16 protein-coding genes are annotated in these 18,551 nt (G+C 42.0%); 4 read left to right on the top strand and 12 right to left on the bottom strand.

The genetic code is table 11. The annotated features are described in order from the left end of the window. Positions 1–223: 223 nt before the first annotated feature. From MMP72_RS04605 to ettA, 7 genes are all read right to left on the bottom strand, one after another. Positions 224–3,364 (bottom strand): CusA/CzcA family heavy metal efflux RND transporter, encoded by a 3,141-nt coding sequence (locus tag MMP72_RS04605; RefSeq protein ID WP_241314988.1) that lies wholly within the window; start codon positions 3,362–3,364, stop codon positions 224–226. Further along, positions 3,354–4,601, bottom strand: a complete 1,248-nt coding sequence (locus tag MMP72_RS04600; protein ID WP_241314986.1) for an efflux RND transporter periplasmic adaptor subunit — start codon at positions 4,599–4,601, stop codon at positions 3,354–3,356. Before MMP72_RS04600 ends, MMP72_RS04605 begins: the two co-directional genes overlap by 11 nt. A 4-nt stretch (positions 4,602–4,605) precedes the next feature. Further along, positions 4,606–6,039, bottom strand: a complete 1,434-nt coding sequence (locus MMP72_RS04595) for a TolC family protein (protein WP_241314984.1) — start codon at positions 6,037–6,039, stop codon at positions 4,606–4,608. 45 nt (positions 6,040–6,084) lie between these two features. Beyond that, positions 6,085–6,495 carry a cation efflux protein, CzcI-like gene (locus tag MMP72_RS04590; protein WP_241314982.1) on the bottom strand — a complete coding sequence of 137 codons (411 nt, stop codon included), beginning with the start codon at positions 6,493–6,495 and terminating at the stop codon, positions 6,085–6,087. Positions 6,496–6,678: 183 nt separating this feature from the next. After that, positions 6,679–6,855, bottom strand: a complete 177-nt coding sequence (locus MMP72_RS04585) for a hypothetical protein (protein WP_241314981.1) — start codon at positions 6,853–6,855, stop codon at positions 6,679–6,681. A gap of 334 nt (positions 6,856–7,189) precedes the next feature. Beyond that, on the bottom strand, positions 7,190–7,576 hold the full coding sequence (locus tag MMP72_RS04580) for a cation efflux protein, CzcI-like (RefSeq protein ID WP_241314979.1): 387 nt from the start codon (positions 7,574–7,576) through the stop codon (positions 7,190–7,192). Positions 7,577–7,705: 129 nt separating this feature from the next. Beyond that, positions 7,706–9,367: an energy-dependent translational throttle protein EttA gene (gene ettA / locus MMP72_RS04575; RefSeq protein WP_241314977.1), complete on the bottom strand. Its 1,662-nt coding sequence runs from the start codon at positions 9,365–9,367 to the stop codon at positions 7,706–7,708. A gap of 296 nt (positions 9,368–9,663) precedes the next feature. Here ettA and MMP72_RS04570 point away from each other — a divergent pair, with 296 nt between their 5' ends. From MMP72_RS04570 to MMP72_RS04560, 3 genes are all read left to right on the top strand, one after another. After that, positions 9,664–10,941, top strand: a complete 1,278-nt coding sequence (locus MMP72_RS04570; RefSeq protein WP_241314975.1) for an aminotransferase class V-fold PLP-dependent enzyme — start codon at positions 9,664–9,666, stop codon at positions 10,939–10,941. Between the two features lie 248 nt (positions 10,942–11,189). Next, positions 11,190–12,077: an SDR family NAD(P)-dependent oxidoreductase gene (locus MMP72_RS04565; protein ID WP_241314973.1), complete on the top strand. Its 888-nt coding sequence runs from the start codon at positions 11,190–11,192 to the stop codon at positions 12,075–12,077. Between the two features lie 407 nt (positions 12,078–12,484). Next, positions 12,485–13,777 (top strand): MFS transporter, encoded by a 1,293-nt coding sequence (locus MMP72_RS04560; RefSeq protein WP_241314971.1) that lies wholly within the window; start codon positions 12,485–12,487, stop codon positions 13,775–13,777. Positions 13,778–13,841: 64 nt separating this feature from the next. Here MMP72_RS04560 and MMP72_RS04555 read toward each other — a convergent pair whose 3' ends face one another. Together MMP72_RS04555 and MMP72_RS04550 are read right to left on the bottom strand one after the other, a co-directional pair. Beyond that, the gene (locus MMP72_RS04555) at positions 13,842–14,606 is read right to left on the bottom strand and encodes an HD domain-containing protein (protein ID WP_241314969.1); all 765 of its coding nucleotides are present in this window, start codon (positions 14,604–14,606) and stop codon (positions 13,842–13,844) included. A gap of 98 nt (positions 14,607–14,704) precedes the next feature. Then, positions 14,705–15,589 (bottom strand): LysR family transcriptional regulator, encoded by an 885-nt coding sequence (locus MMP72_RS04550; protein WP_241314967.1) that lies wholly within the window; start codon positions 15,587–15,589, stop codon positions 14,705–14,707. A 105-nt stretch (positions 15,590–15,694) separates the two neighbouring features. On the opposite strand from MMP72_RS04550, the gene MMP72_RS04545 reads away from it, so the two are divergent. Then, positions 15,695–16,450 (top strand): SDR family oxidoreductase, encoded by a 756-nt coding sequence (locus MMP72_RS04545; protein WP_241314965.1) that lies wholly within the window; start codon positions 15,695–15,697, stop codon positions 16,448–16,450. Positions 16,451–16,501: 51 nt separating this feature from the next. On the opposite strand, the gene MMP72_RS04540 is transcribed toward MMP72_RS04545, so the two are convergent. The 3 genes from MMP72_RS04540 to MMP72_RS04530 form a co-directional block, all read right to left on the bottom strand. Then, positions 16,502–16,819, bottom strand: a complete 318-nt coding sequence (locus tag MMP72_RS04540) for an AzlD domain-containing protein (RefSeq protein WP_241314963.1) — start codon at positions 16,817–16,819, stop codon at positions 16,502–16,504. After that, positions 16,816–17,526 carry an AzlC family ABC transporter permease gene (locus MMP72_RS04535; RefSeq protein ID WP_241314961.1) on the bottom strand — a complete coding sequence of 237 codons (711 nt, stop codon included), beginning with the start codon at positions 17,524–17,526 and terminating at the stop codon, positions 16,816–16,818. Before MMP72_RS04535 ends, MMP72_RS04540 begins: the two co-directional genes overlap by 4 nt. 76 nt (positions 17,527–17,602) lie before the next feature. Further along, positions 17,603–18,433 carry an AraC family transcriptional regulator gene (locus MMP72_RS04530; RefSeq protein ID WP_241314959.1) on the bottom strand — a complete coding sequence of 277 codons (831 nt, stop codon included), beginning with the start codon at positions 18,431–18,433 and terminating at the stop codon, positions 17,603–17,605. Positions 18,434–18,551: the final 118 nt, after the last annotated feature.

Here is an 18,551-nt window from a genome sequence, read left to right as displayed (position 1 = left end):
CAGCCTTCGGCTCGACCTACTTTTCTTTCGGGAAAAGTAGGCAAAACCATTTGTCATCCACAAAACCTGTTCAATTCTTGCACCTATCGTACACCAACAAACAACACCAAGCCGTATATACTATCGATACCACGCAGGTTGTGGATGACATTACCGAGTATCCTATTCCATATAAAAACGCTATACCGCACTTGGGTTAATTACTGCATTAGCTGAGTTAAAATCATTTAGCTTTCTCATTCATCCAGCGATACACCACAGGCAAGATCACTAAAGTCAGTAAGGTCGATGAAATAATCCCTCCGATCACCACAGTTGCCAGTGGACGCTGTACCTCTGCACCCGTTCCAGTGGCGATTGCCATTGGAATAAAGCCCAGTGATGCCACAAAAGCCGTCATCAAGACAGGACGCAAACGTAAGACCGCACCTTGCCATGTGGCGGCATGTAGGTCGAATTGCTCACGAAGTTCTTTAATAAAACTCAGCATCACCAAACCATTCAGTACCGCCACACCTGAAAGTGCAATAAAACCTACACCCGCAGACATCGACAATGGAATATCTCGTAACCACAGCGCAACCAGTCCACCTGACAAGGCAAATGGCACACCACTAAACACCAGTAAGCTCTCTTTAAAGTTGTGAAATACCGCCATCAATAAAGTGAAAATCGCAATCAATGCCAATGGAATCACAATTTGCATACGTGCTGCCGCAGACGCCAAGTTCTCGAATTGTCCGCCATATTCCAACCAATATCCTGCGGGTAAAGGTTGCTGTTTCAGGGTTGTTTGTAACTCTTGCACAAAGGAACCCAGATCACGTCCTTCGACATTTGCAGTCACAATAACGCGACGTTTACCATTTTCACGTCCAACTTGGCTCATCCCTGAAATCGTTTCGACTTTGGCAACATCCTGCAACTGAATCAAACCACCATTCGGTAATTGAATCGGGAGCTGTGCCAAGTTCTGTGCGGTACGTTGACTATCAGGCAAACGGATTTCAAAATCGAAGCGACGGTCACCTTGTAAAATCTGTCCGACATTTTGCCCGCCCACACTGGCCGCAACCACATCTTGAATGGTTTTCACCGACAAGCCATATTGCGCAGCAAGCGCATTGTTGATATCGACATTAAGTACAGGCAAACCACTGGTTTGTTCGACCTTTACAGCCGTTGCACCTGAGATTAGTTGTACCTTTTGGGCAATCGCTTGTGCTTGGGTATCCAACACATTCATATCATCGCCAAACACTTTGATCCCGACATCACTGCGTATCCCTGAAATCAGCTCATTAAAACGCAATTCAATCGGTTGAGAAAACTCACTGTTATTGCCAGGGATGGTTTCTAAAAATGCCTGCATGCGAGTCCGCAGCGCATCAATACTTTCTTTTGGATTTGCCCATTGATCTTTGGGTTTCAATAGAATAACCGCATCAGAAATATTCGGTGGCATCACATCCGTTGCGACCTCTGCTGTACCTGTCCGCGCAAATACTGATTTCACCTCAGGAAAGTTTTTGAGAATCAACTTCTCCGTATTTTCCTGCATACGCAAGGACTGCTCTAAGCCTGTACTTGGCGAACGCATTTGTTGTACGGCGAAATCACCTTCACTCAGTTGTGGCGCAAATTCGCTGCCGATTTGTGTGGCTAAAACACCCGTCAGAACCAAAATACTCAGGGCAAATGCCACAACCACCAATTTAAATTGATAAGCCCAATCCAAAATGTGTCGGTATTTACCTTTTAAAGCCTGCATCCAACGTGATTCTTTTTCTTTCACCTCACCGGTAATGAATAATGCAACCGCGGCTGGAACAAAAGTCACCGACAGAATCATCGCACCGAGCAATGCCATCACCACAGTCATTGCCATCGGATGGAACATTTTCGCTTCCACACCTGTGAGTGCAAAAATCGGTAAATACACCACCATAATAATGGCTTGCCCAAACAGTAAGGGTTTACGTGCTTGTTTTGCGGCAAGAAAGACTTCTTTAAAACGTTCTTGTCGTGTCAGCAAGCGTCCTGCATGATGTTGGGCTTCGGCTAGCCGTCGAATACAATTTTCAACAATCACCACCGCACCATCGACAATAATCCCGAAGTCCAATGCTCCCAAGCTCATAAGGTTGGCACTGATATTCTGCTGTGCCATGCCTGTTAAAGTGAATAACATAGAAAGTGGAATCACACAGGCAGTAATTAAAGCCGCGCGGAAATTTCCTAAGAAAATAAATAGAATCACGATCACTAGAATCGCGCCTTCAACCAAGTTCTTCTGCACAGTTTTGATGGCTTTATTGACCAAAGTGGTACGGTCATACACCGTTTCAATTTCTACGCCTTTGGGTAGCGTTGACTGAATCTCTTTGATCTTTGCATCTACCGACTGAGCAACGGTACGGCTATTTTCACCCATCATCATCATGGCGATACCGAGTACGGTTTCTTCACCGTTATAGGTCGCCGCACCTGTACGCAAGTCATGTCCAATCGCAACCGTTGCAACATCTGACACGCGAATCGGTAAACCATTTTTAATACTGACACTGATGTTCTGGATGTCTTCAACCGTGGCCAACATACCCGGCACACGAACCGTCAGTTGTTGACCATTTTCCTCAATGAAACCCGCACCACGGTTTTCATTATTTTCCTGCAAGGCCGTTTGAAATTCAGCAAGTGAAATCTGTAACTGTTGTAGACGCTTTAAATCTGGTGAAACAATATAGGTTTTATTGTAGCCACCAATACTGTTGATTTCGGCAACACCTTTGACACGCTGCAATTGCGGACGAACAATCCAGTCTTGGATTTCACGTAAATCCATTGCACTATAAGGCGTACCATCTTCTTTTTTCGCACCTGTCTTGGCTTTGACCACCCACTGATAAATTTCACCTAGACCTGTTGAAACAGGCGACATGACGGGATCGACAGCATCAGGCAATTGCCCATCTGCTTCCTGCAAACGTTGATTGATCAACTGTCTGGCCCAGTAAATATCGGTACCATCTTTAAAAATAATGGTGACTTGCGATAAGCCATAACGTGAAATCGAACGAGTTTGCTCTAAGTCAGGAATACCCGCCATGGCCGTTTCAATCGGATAGGTAATCCGCTGTTCCACCTCTAAAGCAGTATAGCCATTGGCTTGGGTATTAATCTGTACCTGCGTGTTGGTGATATCAGGCACTGCATCAATCGGCAGTTTCTGATAACTCCAAACACCGACAGCAATCCATGTCATCACAAACAGCATGACCCAAATGGCATTACTGATCGCAAATTGAATCAGGCGATCAAATAAACCTTCCGGCTTCGGGAGTTGAGAAGCGTTAGTGCCCATGTTCAGCCTCTCCTTTCTCAAGTTCTGATTTCAACAAGAAACTGCCCGTTGCAACGTAGGATTGCCCAGCCGTTAAACCTTGGGTAATTTCAACCCATTGACCATCTTGGGTACGCTGACCGATTTGTACAGGCACTGCTACAAAGTCAAAACCTTTTTCCTGATTTGATTTCGCAACAAAGACCACGTCTTTCCCTTCAACTTGCTGTATCGCTTCTGCGCTGACGCGCATTACCGATGCTTTTGAACCTGCTTGCAGTTCAACATTGACCATCAAGTTTGGACGTAACTCGGATGCATTAGAGGAAACTTTGGCACGAATTTGTAAGCGCCCCGTTTGTGCATCTGCCTCAGTCGTTAAACTTTGAACTTGAGCATTAAAGCGATTACCAGTTTGTAGTGATTTAAAATGAATTTGCTGATTCGGCTGCACACTAACATTGGCCATGGTCGGTAAAATAAACTCCAGCCAAAGTTGATCAAGCTGATCAATAATGAACAGTTGATCCGCTAATTGAACATTCTCTCCAATGACAATATCTTTATTGCTGATCACCCCATTGATCGGCGCGGTTAAGGTATAACGACCATTTGAACCAGAACCCGCCCCAAATGCGGTTAAACGCGAACGCGCAGCTTGCACCTGAATTTGTGCTTGGCGATAAGCGTTATATGCACGTTGTTCATCCTGCTTTGCAGAAATACCTTGTGACCACAAACTGCGCTCACGCTCGTAATCCTGTTTTGCCAGATCTAAGTTAGTTTGAGCAATTTGCAGATTGGCCTGTTGATCAACCAAATCAGGCACAAGCAAGTTTGCCAATGCTTGACCACGCTTGACCTGTTGACCCAACTCCACATATACAGCCTCAACACGCCCTGCAAAGCTTGGAGAAACGTGGGCTTGACGGTCGGTATTCACCACTAACTTCGCTGGGAAACTCTGCACTTGATTGACTTCACCGAGTGCAACTTGAGCAAGTTTGACGCTATGTTGCTGCATTTGCGCTGTGCTCAGACTTAAGCCTTCTTCAGAATCATGCTCCTCACCCTCTTCATCATGTGCATGCTCATCTTGTTCATTTTCCTGATGAGAATGTCCTTGTTCTCCATGTTCCGTATTTGCAGTGGTTTTACTTTTACTATTCCACAACAGCACACTGGCCAAGAGCACTGTCACCACAACAATGATGGCAATCCAAACCCATTGAGAACGCATTTTTTGGTTGATACTCATTCGGTTATTCTCCTACTTGGGTTGGGAAAGCATTACTTTGTTGCCATATGCGTTGATTCAATTGCATCAAGGCATCTTTTGCGGTGATTTGTTCAGTTGGAAGTCCCATCCGCGCACTTTGTACTTCGATACTGAGTTGCCATGCTTGTTTAAGCAGTTGCACTTTACGTAAACGAACGTCTTGTAGCTGCATCGTGGCTTGCTGCACATCCGTCACTGAAAATTTGCCTAAACGAAAACCTTGTAAAGTCTTTTGTTGAACTTGATTCGCAAGTGGAATTTGTTGATCATCAAGCTGCTGGAATTGCGCTTGCAAGCCTTTCATTTCAACTAGGCGAACCTCAATATCCATCTGATTTTGCTGGCGATAAGAACGTTGTTGCTGTTGGATCAAGGTTTGTTTTGCCTCAGCAATCTGAACGCCATACTTCTGCGAATTGAAAATATTGAGGGGGATTTCAACGCCTAAAAGAATTTGATTTTCAGTGTTTTGATCCACCGAACGTGTGCGATTGACACCCAAGGTCATGATCGGTTGTGGACGAGATTGTGCTTTGAGTTGATCAATATGTGCTTGTTGACGCTGGGTTTCTAACTGTAAACCTCGCTCAAATAGATTTTCATTTTGCTCAGCCACCGCCTTGATGCCTATTGCCTGTGACCACAATTCCGTCACCGTTGGGGCAATTGCAAATTGACTGGAAGTTTCTCCCCACAGGCTCGCCAATTGCTTTTGAGCCACTTGTAGCTGTAAATCGGCTTGTTGATAAATCCGCTGATTTTCTAAATGTGCAATTCGAATCCGCTCAACATCCACTTGGGCAATACCACCTGCCTGATAACGTTTTTGAGAAGCATCTAAATTCTGCTGGCTGACTTGTAATTGCTCGGCAATCACTGATTTTTCCAACTGTAACAAAGCCACTTGTGACCAAACATATTGCACAATCAATTCGAGTTCAGCGTTATAACGTTGCTGATCTAAATCGACTTGATTGCCCGAAAGCCGAGCCACTTTTTGTGCCGCTTTACGTTGTCCAAACACATCTAAAGGCTGGGAAATACCAATCGCCAACTCTCGATCTTGATCACTTTGTAAACCTGTTTGCTCAATCGAAATACTTGGGTTCGCCCATAAACCACTTTGCTTCAGTTGCGTACTGGCCATCTGTTGCTGTATTTGCCAGCTCGACTGATTGGCCTGATATGCACGGACTTGTTCTAAAATCTGCTCAAAATGAGCACTGCGCTTTACCGCGTTTGCGGATGTTAGATTCAGATTCGCATCGAGTAAGGAGCCTGCTGTAACGGATTGGCTAAAAACCAGCATCGTTAAAGCAAGACCCAATACTGACCATTTGAATGGCGATGCATGGATAGGATTTTTTAGCGTATGGTTGTTAAACGCAGAGATACGCTGATTTAAACTTAAAGACATATAAAGCCCCGCAAATAAATAAAGTTGCGGTGGGCTATTTTTCGGCTACCCCACCAATAGCGGGGTCAGAACAGGGGGCGGATTGGGTCTTGATAAATGTGGCGACTGATAAGAGTTAGACCAATAATATTTTTGTTGTAATTTTTGAGTTCGTAAAATAGGAACATCAAACTGTTGCTGTGCTTCAGGGGTAACCACATGAAAACAAGAAGGCAAATGATCGTGGTGATCTTGCAAACTTAAAGGCATGGGCAAATCTGTTGCATTTTGTTTGGACGTTTGGATGTGCGTTGTTGTCGCTTCAGCCGCATCAGGAATATGATGCCCAAAATGGCCTGAGAACGTTGATGGTTGGTTGATATTTTCATGACCGCAATACGCTGCTGCCACATTCCAAAGGCTTTGGAACATGAACAAACTTAGCAAGACGGTGATAAAAATACTGGAACGACGCAAAAGTTTCTCTTTAGACAAAAATTGCTCAGATGGACTATAGCAAGTAAACTCGATGTAATAAAATTACATCTACACGTTCAGCCATAAAATCTCTTCGCAAAACAACATAAGATCATACATGTAGTCATACATATAAAGGAAACTACCGACTTGAGTCAGCAGTTTCCTTAAACACAAAAATGATTATTTACACTTCTGCTTAATGTTGCTGTGATTCATATTCTTTTCTAGATGCGCTTTTACTTCCTGCTGAGACTGTAGATTTTTTTCTAGAAAAATCAAACCACCATCAGCATTCGCCAAACTTGCAGAAAGAAATAAAATCATCAAACCTAACGTTGTATTTAATTTAATAGACATCACATTCACCTGATTTAAACATGTTTCAATTCATTTGATTGAGAAATTTAGTCCTCAAATAAAATGAATAACAATGATTCATTGATGATCTAGTTCAATCGCCCACGGGATGGGCTGAGGGTCCACTCATAATCAGCAGTTTTGATCTCAAAATTTTGCTCAATCACGATTTGCAAAGCCTTGACACGGCTGTACATATCAACAAAGCATCAGAATGAATATTCAAATATTTGATTGAGAGGTCTATCAGCAAGAATGCTCTACATGGTTAAAATGCATCATTAACAATAGACTAACCCTTTGAAATAGACATATTTCTAGTGGGTTGTTTTGGCTACCCCACCGAAAGCGAGGTGAATACAGGAGGAGGGTTTAATCCAGACAAATACGGAGACTGGTAAAAGTTAGACCAGTAATATTTTTGTTCTAATTTTTGCGTCTGAAAAATGGGTTCATCAAGCTGTTGCTGCGTTGAGATCACAACCACATGGAAACATGATGGCAAATGATCATGGTGATCTTGCAGGTTCAGCGGTTTGAATATGTCCACTGTCTCTTCAGTCGCAGTGAAAGAACTCACCTGATCTTTTGAACTTTCTAAAAGATGATGACCGAAATGAGTAACGGCTATCGTTGGTTTGCTTATCGTTTCATGACTGCAATAAGCCGCTGCCACATTCCAAATACTTTGGAATATGAACAAACTTAGCAAGAGTGTCATAAATACAGCGCAACGTCGCACGTTTCACCAATTGGTCAAAATTTGCCTTACTATAACAAGCAATGTGCATGTAATAAAATTACATTAATAAAAAAACCAGCCCTTAGGCTGGTTTTTTTATATCAGGTATTAACCTGTAATCTTTTTATACTTCGAACGTTTGGCCGTTGCCTCATCACCTAAACGTGACTGACGATAGGCTTCATATTCTGCATAGTTGCCTTCATAGAATTCAGGCTTTTCATTTTCAAATGACAAAATATGAGTCGCAATACGATCCAAGAACCAACGGTCATGCGATACCACCATTACAGTACCTGGGAAGACAAGAATCGCATCCTCAAGCGCACGTAAAGTCTCAATATCCAAATCGTTTGATGGCTCATCCAGTAAAATCACGTTTGCGCCTAACTGTAAGATTTTTGCCAGTTGTAAACGATTACGCTCACCACCTGACAACTCACCGACACGTTTTTGCTGATCTTGACCTTTGAAGTTAAAACGACCGATATAAGCACGCGATGCAATTTCATAATCGCCGATTTTTAAGATATCTAAACCGCCAGAAACTTCTTCCCAAACAGTTTTATTATTATCTAAAGTATCGCGAATCTGACCCACATACGCCACTTTAACCGATTCACCTAAAGTTACCGTACCTGTATCAGGTTGCTGTTCACCTGTCATCATACGGAATAGGGTGGTTTTACCTGCACCGTTAGGACCAACAATACCCACAATCGCAGTTGGCGGTATGGTAAAGGTTAAGTCTTTATACAGCAGACGACCATCAAATGATTTGCTGATCCCTTCAACTTCTACAACCTTATTCCCCAAACGAGGACCAGGTGGAATATAGATTTCAGAGGTTTCATTACGCTGTTGGAATTCTTTAGAGTTTAACTCTTCAAAACGTTCCATACGCGCTTTGTTTTTCTTTTGCTGACCTTTGGCATTTGAGCGAACCCATTCAAGTTCTTTCTTCAATGCTTTAGCAAAAGATTCTTCTTGCTTATTTTCTTGCTCTAAACGCGCATTTTTCTGCTCAAGCCAAGAGGTATAGTTACCTTGATAAGGAATACCCATGCCGCGGTCAAGTTCAAGAATCCACTCAGCAACGTTATCCAAGAAATAACGGTCATGCGTGATCGCAACGATTGTGCCGGGGAAGTCTTTTAAGAAACGCTCTAACCAAGACACTGATTCAGCGTCTAAATGGTTGGTCGGTTCATCAAGAAGCAACATGTCAGGCTTAGATAGCAATAAACGGCAAAGTGCCACACGACGACGTTCACCACCTGAAAGTAAGGATACATCAGCATCCCAAGCTGGAAGGTTCAAGGCACCTGCCGCAATTTCAAGTTGGTTATTGAGGTTATGTGCATCCCATGCATGAATAATTGATTCTAATTTTTCTTGCTCTTTTGCAAGTGCATCAAAATCTGCATCAGGATCAGCGTATTCAGCAAACACTTGATCAAGACGTTCTAAAGCATCAAGTGCTTCACGTACGCCATCTTCAACGTTTCCACGAACATCTTTACTTGGATCTAATGGTGGCTCTTGTTCTAAGTAACCGATTTTGATTCCTGGCTGTGCACGCGCTTCACCTGAGAAATCTTTATCTACGCCAGCCATAATACGGAGCAAAGTCGATTTACCTGCACCGTTCAAACCAAGCACACCAATTTTTGCGCCTGGGAAAAATGATAAAGAGATGTCTTTCAAGATTTCGCGCTTAGGCGGAACCATCTTCGACACTCGATTCATCGTATAAATATATTGGGCCACGCAGGACTCCTCAATTGAAAAACCAATAAATCGCAAAAAGCGAAAAATAATCGCACGTATTATACGCTGAAAACCCGATTAACATGAAGTTAAGATGATATTTGTTTGCCTCAATCAAAGGATTTTCTTTTTCAAGACATTACATGATCAAAGGTGCAGTCATAATAAAAAATAGAAAAAAACAAATATGCTGTTTATATGAATAAAAACGCAATAAATCGCATAAATTATGCACCATTTTGGATAGCTTTTAAGCTAAACTCGGTCACTATTTAACTCACGTAGATGATGTAATCATGACTTATAAAGATGAAACTTTAGCGATTCATGCGGGCTATTCACCAGAAGCAACCACAAAGGCTGTGGCCGTTCCAATTTATCAAACCACATCCTATGCCTTTGATAACACACAACATGGTGCTGACCTATTTGATTTAAAAGTTCAGGGGAATATCTATACTCGTATCATGAATCCAACCACGGCGGTGCTTGAACAACGGATTGCAGCCATTGAAGGCGGTATTGGGGCGTTGGCATTAGCATCAGGTATGGCCGCGATTACCTATGCGATTCAAACCATTGCGGAAGCAGGTGACAATATTGCATCTGTTTCAACATTGTATGGTGGAACGTATAATCTATTCGCACATACTCTGCCAAAACAAGGCATTGAAGTTCGCTTCTTTGATTATCAAAATCCTGAAAGCTTACGCAGCTTGATTGATGATAAAACCAAACTGGTTTTTATTGAGTCGATTGGTAATCCACTCGGCAATATCATTGATCTGGAAGCCATTGTAAAAATTGCACATGAATATGGCGTACCCGTGATTGTTGATAATACCGTTGCAACACCTGCCCTATTAAAGCCCTTTGAATTCGGCGCAGATATTGTGATTCACTCATTGACGAAATACATCGGTGGTCATGGTAATAGTATTGGTGGCATTATTGTTGACAGCGGCAAATTCCCTTGGGGTAAATACCCAGAGCGTTTTAAAGCGCTGAATACACCTGACCCAAGTTATCACGGTGTCAATTACGTTGAAGTACTTGGTGAAGCGGCATATATCGCTCGCGCCCGCGTCGTTCCTTTACGCAATACAGGTGCAGCCATTAGCCCACTCAGCGTATTCCTGATCTTACAGGGTTTAGAAACCTTAAACCTTCGTATGCAGCGCCATACCGAAAATGCCATTCAAGTTGCAGAATATTTAAAACAACACCCAAAAGTAAAATGGGTCAATTACGCGGGTTTAACCGATCATCCACAGCATCATTTAGCACAAAAATATGTGAAAGGTAAACCTTCTGCAATCCTTTCCTTTGGCGTACAAGATGGCTTAGAAGGAGGAACTCGCTTTATTGATGCATTACAGCTATTTACTCGTCTCGTAAACATTGGTGATGCAAAAAGCTTGGCATGTCATCCTGCAACGACGACCCATCGTCAACTCAATGCTGAAGAACTCAAATCTGCTGGTGTGAGTGAAGACCTAGTGCGTTTATCTATTGGGATTGAGCATATAGACGATCTGATTGCAGATCTAGAACAAGCCCTCGCCCAAGTTTAAATCGAATAAAATAAGAACAGCCTCACTAGAGGCTGTTTTTTTATTCTTTTAAAGAGAAATATTATTGCATTTTCAACTATTACAATCATTTGTTTTAGAGCTTTTACTCTAAAAATATTATTATATTTCAAATATTTACACTGGACAAACAAAAAAAATCGGTTAATATTAGTACAAAATAAAGTGCAATGTTTAATCGCAACAAGGATACATTGCAAACAACAGCTCGATTAATGTAGGACACTTACATGAACGCAAAACTCAAAAAACTTTTTCAGCAAAAAGTCGACGGGAAAACAATCATTGTCACAGGTGCTTCAAGTGGTATTGGTTTAACGGTTTCAAAATACCTTGCTCAGGCAGGTGCACATGTCTTATTGCTTGCTCGTACGAAAGAGAAGTTAGATGAGGTAAAAGCTGAGATTGAAGCTGAGGGTGGAAAAGCATCCGTTTTTCCATGCGATCTCAATGATATGGAATCAATTGATGCGGTTTCAAAAGAGATTTTAGCGGCTGTTGATCACATTGATATTTTAGTGAACAATGCAGGACGTTCAATCCGTCGTGCCGTGCACGAGTCAGTTGATCGTTTCCATGACTTTGAACGAACCATGCAGCTAAATTACTTTGGCGCTGTACGCCTAGTTTTGAATATCTTACCGCATATGATGCAACGTAAAGATGGGCAAATCATTAACATCAGTTCAATTGGCGTACTTGCCAATGCAACCCGTTTTTCAGCGTATGTTGCGTCTAAAGCTGCACTTGATGCATTTAGTCGTTGTCTATCTGCTGAAGTTCACTCGCACAAAATTGCGATTACCTCTATTTATATGCCGTTAGTGCGCACACCAATGATTGCACCAACCAAAATGTATAAATATGTACCGACACTTTCACCAGAGCAAGCGGCTGATTTAATTGCATATGCAATCGTGAAACGTCCTAAGAAAATTGCCACCAACTTAGGTCGCTTAGCTTCAATCACCTATGCGATTGCACCTGACGTTAACAATATTCTGATGTCGATTGGCTTTAATTTATTCCCAAGTTCTACTGCTTCAGTAGGACAGCAAGAAAAGTTAAACATCATGCAGCGTGCCTATGCACGTTTGTTCCCAGGTGAACATTGGTAATTTAAGCCACTCCCTGCAAAATACAAAAAAAGCAGCGCATTGATATATGCGCTGCTTTTTTATTTGCTACAACGTTTTTAAGAACAGCCAGTGATGCGCGATCAAAATGGCGCCACTCACTCAAACCAAAACAATGTTCATTCGATTTTCGGCAAGGTGCAATTTTGCCTCTCAGAAACAATTATCTTAATTTCTCAATTAAATTTATTGTTTTTCAAAATAATAAAATGACCAAATCGCTCCTTACGTCCCAACCCACATTTTCAAATAACCATCAAATTCTCGCCATATAAAAATACTGTTAGAAAAAGCATAAAAAATAGTGTAATTTTCATGCTTTTTAGCGGTATATAACATTCGGTCAAGATTCACTTAAAAAATCTTGCTTGGATGGGAAAGGAACAGATATGGGTCAAACGTATAGTCGGGAAGAAAAAAGGAGTCGCATCAAAGGTATTGTCGGTGCGGCATCAGGAAATTTAGTCGAATGGTTTGATTTCTATATTTATGCCGTTTTTGCTGCCTATTTTACGCATGCACTGACTGCCCCAGATATGGAACCAACCACCAAAGCCATTTATGTTTGGGGTGTGTTTGGTGCTAGCTTTTTCATGCGCCCAATCGGTAGTTGGTTATTTGGACGTATTGCCGACCGTCAAGGCCGTAAACAATCCATGGTGATCTCGATTTGCCTGATGGCACTCAGTTCATTCCTGTTTGCAGCCCTACCGACTTATGACCAAGTTGGCATGTGGGCACCATTTTTACTGCTCATGGTTCGTTTACTACAAGGTCTGTCTGTTGGTGGTGAATACGGTGCTGTTGCCACTTATATGAGTGAACTGGGCTTAAAGGGACAACGCGGTTTTTTTGCTTCATTCCAATATGTGACTTTGTCAGGTGGTCAATTACTTGCCAGTTTGCTCGGGGTTATTCTGCTTGGTTTTATGACCGAACAACAACTGAATGACGGTGGCTGGCGTATTCCTTTCGTCATTGGCGGTATTGCAGCATTGCTTTCTTTAGTGGCACGAAGCCGTTTAGAAGAAACCTTATCGCACGAAGATGCCGAACGTGAAGAATCAGGCAGCTTAATTGCCCTACTCAAAAAGCATTGGAAAACGTTCTTATTGGTGGTGGGTTATACCTCCGCGGGTTCACTCACGTTCTACGTGGTGACGGTGTATTCTAAAACTTACCTCACTAACATCGGTATGGATGGCAGAACAGTCGGTTTCATCATGACTACTGCACTATTCGTATTCATGATTGCGCAACCATTCTTTGGCATGCTCTCGGATCGGATTGGTCGTCGTAACTCAATGCTGGCCTTTAGTTTGCTCAGTGCTCTGTTTATTTATCCAGTGATGGTGACGGGGATGCGCAGTTTTGCTGACTCACCGATTATCATCACCTTATTGCTGATTTTCTTGATGATGCTACTGAGTTTTTATACCTCGATTAGTGGCTTGGTCAAAGCAGAAATGTTCCCACCCCATGTCCGTGCTTTAGGTGTTGGCTTTTCCTATGCCGTCGGGAATGCGCTCTTTGGTGGTTCTGCGCCCTCTGTGGCATTAATATTTAAAGATGCAGGGATTGAAAATATCTTCTTTATCTATGTGATTATCATGTTGCTGATCTGTTTCTTCTGTAGCTGGGCACTGCCGAAAAAACCTAAATATCTGGAACATGAACACTAATTCAACTCTCTCTCAAAAAGAAACCACTTTTGTGCAGGCAAAAGTGGTTTTTTATTTTGGTCAGTTATTTCAAATAGGGATTTAAATTTACAAGATGCTTAAAGCCGCTCTGTACCAGCATGGCGGTACGAGATTTAGGACGTTGCTTTGCTTCATGTTGAGTAAATTCAATCATGTTTTCATTAAAATCTAAACGTGGATAATGCTGTTGCAATTGTTGTCTAAACTGCAAAGAAAATTCAAAACCACGACTGCCAATCACATCACAACTGGCAGCTTGTTGCAGTAAATGTGCTTCGATGCCATCATCCAGTGCAACATAAGGATTCATGTGCATACTGATCACATCAAATAATTGATCGGCACGTGGTATTTGCCAGCCTTGTTCAATCGACCAATCTTTTGCCGCATAAGCGCCCTGCCCAGCAAAGCAACGACAATTTTCATGGTGCTGATAATGCTGTTCAGTCATACCCAAATCATGCAATAAACAGGACACTGCCAATAACTCATCATCACGCTTTAAGTCCTGCATCTTGGCAAATGCGATGGCATAACACCAAGTTCTCAAACAATGATTCTGTAAGGCTTCAGAGCTACAAGATTGCATCTTCTGCAATGCCTGCTTTACATCTGTGCTATCAGGTAAATACAGATCATCAAGACTCAAATCCTGCGATACAGTCCTCTTTGAACGATGTGCTAAGCCATACATTTTTAAGCTTTGTTTCAATACAGGCAATAGGCTATGACCCAATAGAGTCATACGATCTTTCAAAGATAAATCACCTGACGTTTGCATCATCCATGCTTGTTGACCAATGTGCATTATTATCCCCACACAAAATTAGAGTAATTACTCTAATTTAAGTTTTACTGTAAATCATGACAGATGTCAAAGCAATCACAGCTTAAGAAAAGCAAACATTAAAGCTGTTTTTTGAGTAAATCATCCAACCAATCAATAAAGTCTTGAAAATACTGGGGTCGATACTGCCGATCCGTCAACAAAATATTGACAGGTAATTGCAAACTTGGAATATCGGCAAATAAGCGTTGCAGTTTTCCTTGCTGCACATAGGGCACAGCATCAAACGCAGGAATTTGAATAATGCCTATACCTGCCAGACCCGCATGAATATAAGCTTCGGTATTTTCAATCAGTAAGCGATACGGCATATTGATGCGATGATCACGAAACGTAAGCTCACTCATTTCACGATAATGTTTTGCGACATGATAATCCACGGCGAAATGCTGCTGTAACTCATCAAAACTTTTGGGTTCACCGAACTCTACAACATATTCGGGAGATGCCAATGTCCAGATCTTAGTCTGGGTAATCGGTCTAATCAGTAAATATTCATCCTGAACTTGCCCTACCCGCACCACACAATCGAGTTGTTGTTCAATCAAATTAGAAAAATCATCACTGCCATTGATCAATACTTTTACTTTTGGATAGCGTTGATAAAATGCCAGTAAATTTGGAATCAAAAGCTGTGTTGCCAACCGTTTCGGCATGCCAATACTGATCTTGCCCTCTTGGCTGCGAATATGGGTTTTAAAACGATTGAGTTCTTTTAACTGGGCCACCAACCGTACTGCTTCATCGTAAAATAGACTACCCTCATGCGTTAAAGCAACCTTACGTGTGGTGCGATAAAACAACAGCACTTCATATTCTTTTTCAAGCGCTTGAATCGCATAAGTGACATTGGAACGCGGTAGTCCCAATTGAAGTGCCGCTTGTGCAAAAGACTGCTTTTCTGCCACCAAACAAAATATTTTTAGCCGTTCGATCTTATCCATTTATTATTCAACTTTCTTGCATAATCAGTTCAATACTAACAACTATTTCAAACAAAAGAATTCAATTAGGATAAATTTCACACAAAACAAAAGATGGACGAAATAATGTCACAGCATGATCTAAAAGATAAAACCGTACTAATCGCAGGCGGTGCAAAAAATTTAGGTGGTTTGATCTCACGTAAGTTTGCTGAGCAAGGCGCAAACTTAGTGATTCATTATCATAGCGCAGCGACGCAAGCCGATGCCGAAGACACCTTAAAAGCAGTGCAAGAACTCGGTGTCAAAGCCATTTTGGTTCAGGCTGATTTATCAGATATTCAAAACATCGAAAAATTATTTACAAAAGCCAAAGCTGAATTTGGTGGCGTTGATATTGCCATTAACACTGTCGGTCAGGTGCTGAAAAAACCTTATTTGGACACCACCGAACAAGAGTTTGATGTGATGAATGACATCAACAATAAAATTGCCTATTTCTTTATTCAATCGGCAGGTCGTCATCTCAATCCACACGGAAAAATCTGTAGCATTGTGACCAGTTTATTGGCGGCGTATACAGGTCTCTATTCGACCTACGAAGGATTAAAAGCCCCTGTTGAACATTACACCCGTGCCGCGTCCAAAGAGTTTGGTGAGCGTGGTATTTCCGTCACCGCAGTTGCACCTGGTCCAATGGATACTCCATTTTTCTACGGTCAAGAAGCACCTGAAGCGGTGGCTTATCATAAATCGGCATCTGCGCTCGGAGGCTTAACCAAAATCGAAGATATTGAGCCTTTGATTCGTTTCTTAGTCACCGATGGCTGGTGGATTACAGGACAAACCATTTTCGCCAATGGCGGCTATACCACGCGGTAATTCATTTTCATGACAAACGCTTGGGACATGTTCAACATGTGCCAAGCTTTTTTAATTTAACCAAAACACCAGCCCATAAAAACACGCCAAGCTCAGAATAATCGTGACTAAGGTATGCCGAACAAAATAAGCAATAAGAATGGTTAAAATCGTGGCCAGAAAATACGGATTTAATAAAGTTTCACGAAATGCGCCATGCTCATCCATAAACACAATCGGAGTAGCGATCGCCGTCAATAAGCATGGTGCTGAGTACTGCAATGACTGTTGAAACCATTTCGGTAAACGCAAAGGAATATTCGGTTCCAGCAAAATGTAGCGGTTCATAAACACCACCAGCGCTAAAATAATCAGGACAAACCAACTCATGCTGCACGCTCCCGAAGATTTTGTAGGCAAGTCGCTGTGAACATACCCATTACCCCTGCCATGATTGCTGCACTTTTAAAACCGAAACTTAGGAACACCACGGTTAAAATGACCGAAACCAGCACGCCAACCAAGGTATTGAAGTTTTTAATAAAGGGAATCACGATAGCGATAAAAGTCGCCACAATGGAAAAATCCAGATGATATTGATCTAAGTTCGGTACAGACGATGCAAGCAACACACCGCAGACACTAAACAGCACCCAAGCTAGATAGAAACAACTACCAGCACCTAAAAGATAGTAAATATAGTGCTGTTGTTTTTTAATACTGACCGCAAATAACTCATCTGTGAGTAAAAAGCCAAGCATCAGCCGATGTTTTAACGGTTGCTTAGAAATATCTTCGCGTAAATACAACGCATATAAATAATGCTGTGTGGTAATTAAAAATACCGAAATAATGATAGTCACAGCGGGTGTTCCTGCCATGACCAAACCGAGTGTCATCAACTGCGCTGCGCCAGCAAACACTAGTGCCGACATAGCAACTGCTTGTCCTGTCGTGAGGCCTGCTTGAATCGCCATTGAACCTGCCAGTAATCCCCATGGCAGTACAGCAACACATAACGGCAGTATTTTGATCACTCCGTTGAAAAATGCTCGTGATACAGTGATTGGCCTGTCGTCGATCGTCTCAGTGAACATCAGAATTACAATCGTTTATAAGAGATTAATGACTATGCCAAAATTTGATCAGCGATAATTGCATAAAATTGCTATTTTATTTGAGATAAGCAATATAGCCACCTGGGGTAATCCCAAAGGTTTGACGAAAGTGACGGCTAAAATGACTTTGATCTGAAAAGCCACATTGCTGTGAAATCTCAGATAAATTTAATCCTTGTCTTAATAGCTTTTGCGATTTTTGCAAACGTGCTTGCACTAGCCATGCATGTGGTGACAAACCCACATGTTTTTTAAACTGGCGTAGAAAATGCCACTGACTCAGATTTGCCATATCCGCTAATGCGGCCAAAGAAAATTCTTGTTCAGGCATCGATGCCATCAGCTCTTTAATATTTAAGATACGCTGTTTGGCATTACTCAACTCAGTAGCTTGAGGCTTCACTTGACTATACTTAGATACTAGCCAAGCAATGGTAGAAAGAAATAAGGTTTGTTTGAGTAAAGTATTGGTGGGTTGTTCTAATAAGTCGAATAGCAGGCGGAGTTGTTGTGCCAAGCCTTCATCATGCAAGACCGCTTCTCTAAACCATGGTGCAGTACCATGCACCGTGGTCAAATCGCGTGTCAATTCATTAAACACTTCTGGTGTTGGATAAATTGCCCGATAGCGCCAACCCGTCTCCACTGCTGAAGAACCTGTATGTACTTCATCGGCATTGACCAGAATAATATCGCCCTGCGGTGCCACATGATTGCCACCTGTACGATAGAAGCGTTGTGCCCCTTCTTCAATCACACCGATACAAAATCCTTCATGCACATGTCGTGAGAACTCCTGCTGAAAATAACTGGCTTTCAGCATTTCTAAACCACCGAGTTCTTCGAGGTGTAAGTAATCAACTTGTTCACGAGGTCTACGCGACATCACGACCTCCTTTGGATTTTTGCATCATGTCAGGTTAACGCGATTCAGATAGATGTATAGAACAAAATTGCTGTTTGTTCAAAACAAAGATGAATCTGAGTTGATAAATAAAAACTGA

The sequence above is a fragment of the Acinetobacter sp. NIPH 2699 genome, from assembly GCF_022549355.1.
Lineage (GTDB): Bacteria > Pseudomonadota > Gammaproteobacteria > Pseudomonadales > Moraxellaceae > Acinetobacter.
This window is presented reverse-complemented; position numbering and strand designations above follow the sequence as displayed.

Excerpts from the sequence above, each read along its gene's own strand:
- MMP72_RS04550 (WP_241314967.1), bottom strand. The coding sequence starts at position 15,589 with ATGGATAAGATCGAACGGCTAAAAATATTTTGTTTGGTGGCAGAAAAG.
- MMP72_RS04535 (WP_241314961.1), bottom strand. The coding sequence starts at position 17,526 with ATGTTCACTGAGACGATCGACGACAGGCCAATCACTGTATCACGAGCA.
- MMP72_RS04600 (WP_241314986.1), bottom strand. The coding sequence starts at position 4,601 with ATGAGTATCAACCAAAAAATGCGTTCTCAATGGGTTTGGATTGCCATC.
- MMP72_RS04570 (WP_241314975.1), top strand. The coding sequence starts at position 9,664 with ATGACTTATAAAGATGAAACTTTAGCGATTCATGCGGGCTATTCACCA.
- MMP72_RS04530 (WP_241314959.1), bottom strand. The coding sequence starts at position 18,433 with ATGTCGCGTAGACCTCGTGAACAAGTTGATTACTTACACCTCGAAGAA.
- MMP72_RS04595 (WP_241314984.1), bottom strand. The coding sequence starts at position 6,039 with ATGTCTTTAAGTTTAAATCAGCGTATCTCTGCGTTTAACAACCATACG.
- MMP72_RS04605 (WP_241314988.1), bottom strand. The coding sequence starts at position 3,364 with ATGGGCACTAACGCTTCTCAACTCCCGAAGCCGGAAGGTTTATTTGAT.
- MMP72_RS04580 (WP_241314979.1), bottom strand. The coding sequence starts at position 7,576 with ATGACACTCTTGCTAAGTTTGTTCATATTCCAAAGTATTTGGAATGTG.
- MMP72_RS04585 (WP_241314981.1), bottom strand. The coding sequence starts at position 6,855 with ATGTCTATTAAATTAAATACAACGTTAGGTTTGATGATTTTATTTCTT.
- MMP72_RS04540 (WP_241314963.1), bottom strand. The coding sequence starts at position 16,819 with ATGAGTTGGTTTGTCCTGATTATTTTAGCGCTGGTGGTGTTTATGAAC.
- MMP72_RS04565 (WP_241314973.1), top strand. The coding sequence starts at position 11,190 with ATGAACGCAAAACTCAAAAAACTTTTTCAGCAAAAAGTCGACGGGAAA.
- MMP72_RS04555 (WP_241314969.1), bottom strand. The coding sequence starts at position 14,606 with ATGCACATTGGTCAACAAGCATGGATGATGCAAACGTCAGGTGATTTA.
- MMP72_RS04545 (WP_241314965.1), top strand. The coding sequence starts at position 15,695 with ATGTCACAGCATGATCTAAAAGATAAAACCGTACTAATCGCAGGCGGT.
- MMP72_RS04560 (WP_241314971.1), top strand. The coding sequence starts at position 12,485 with ATGGGTCAAACGTATAGTCGGGAAGAAAAAAGGAGTCGCATCAAAGGT.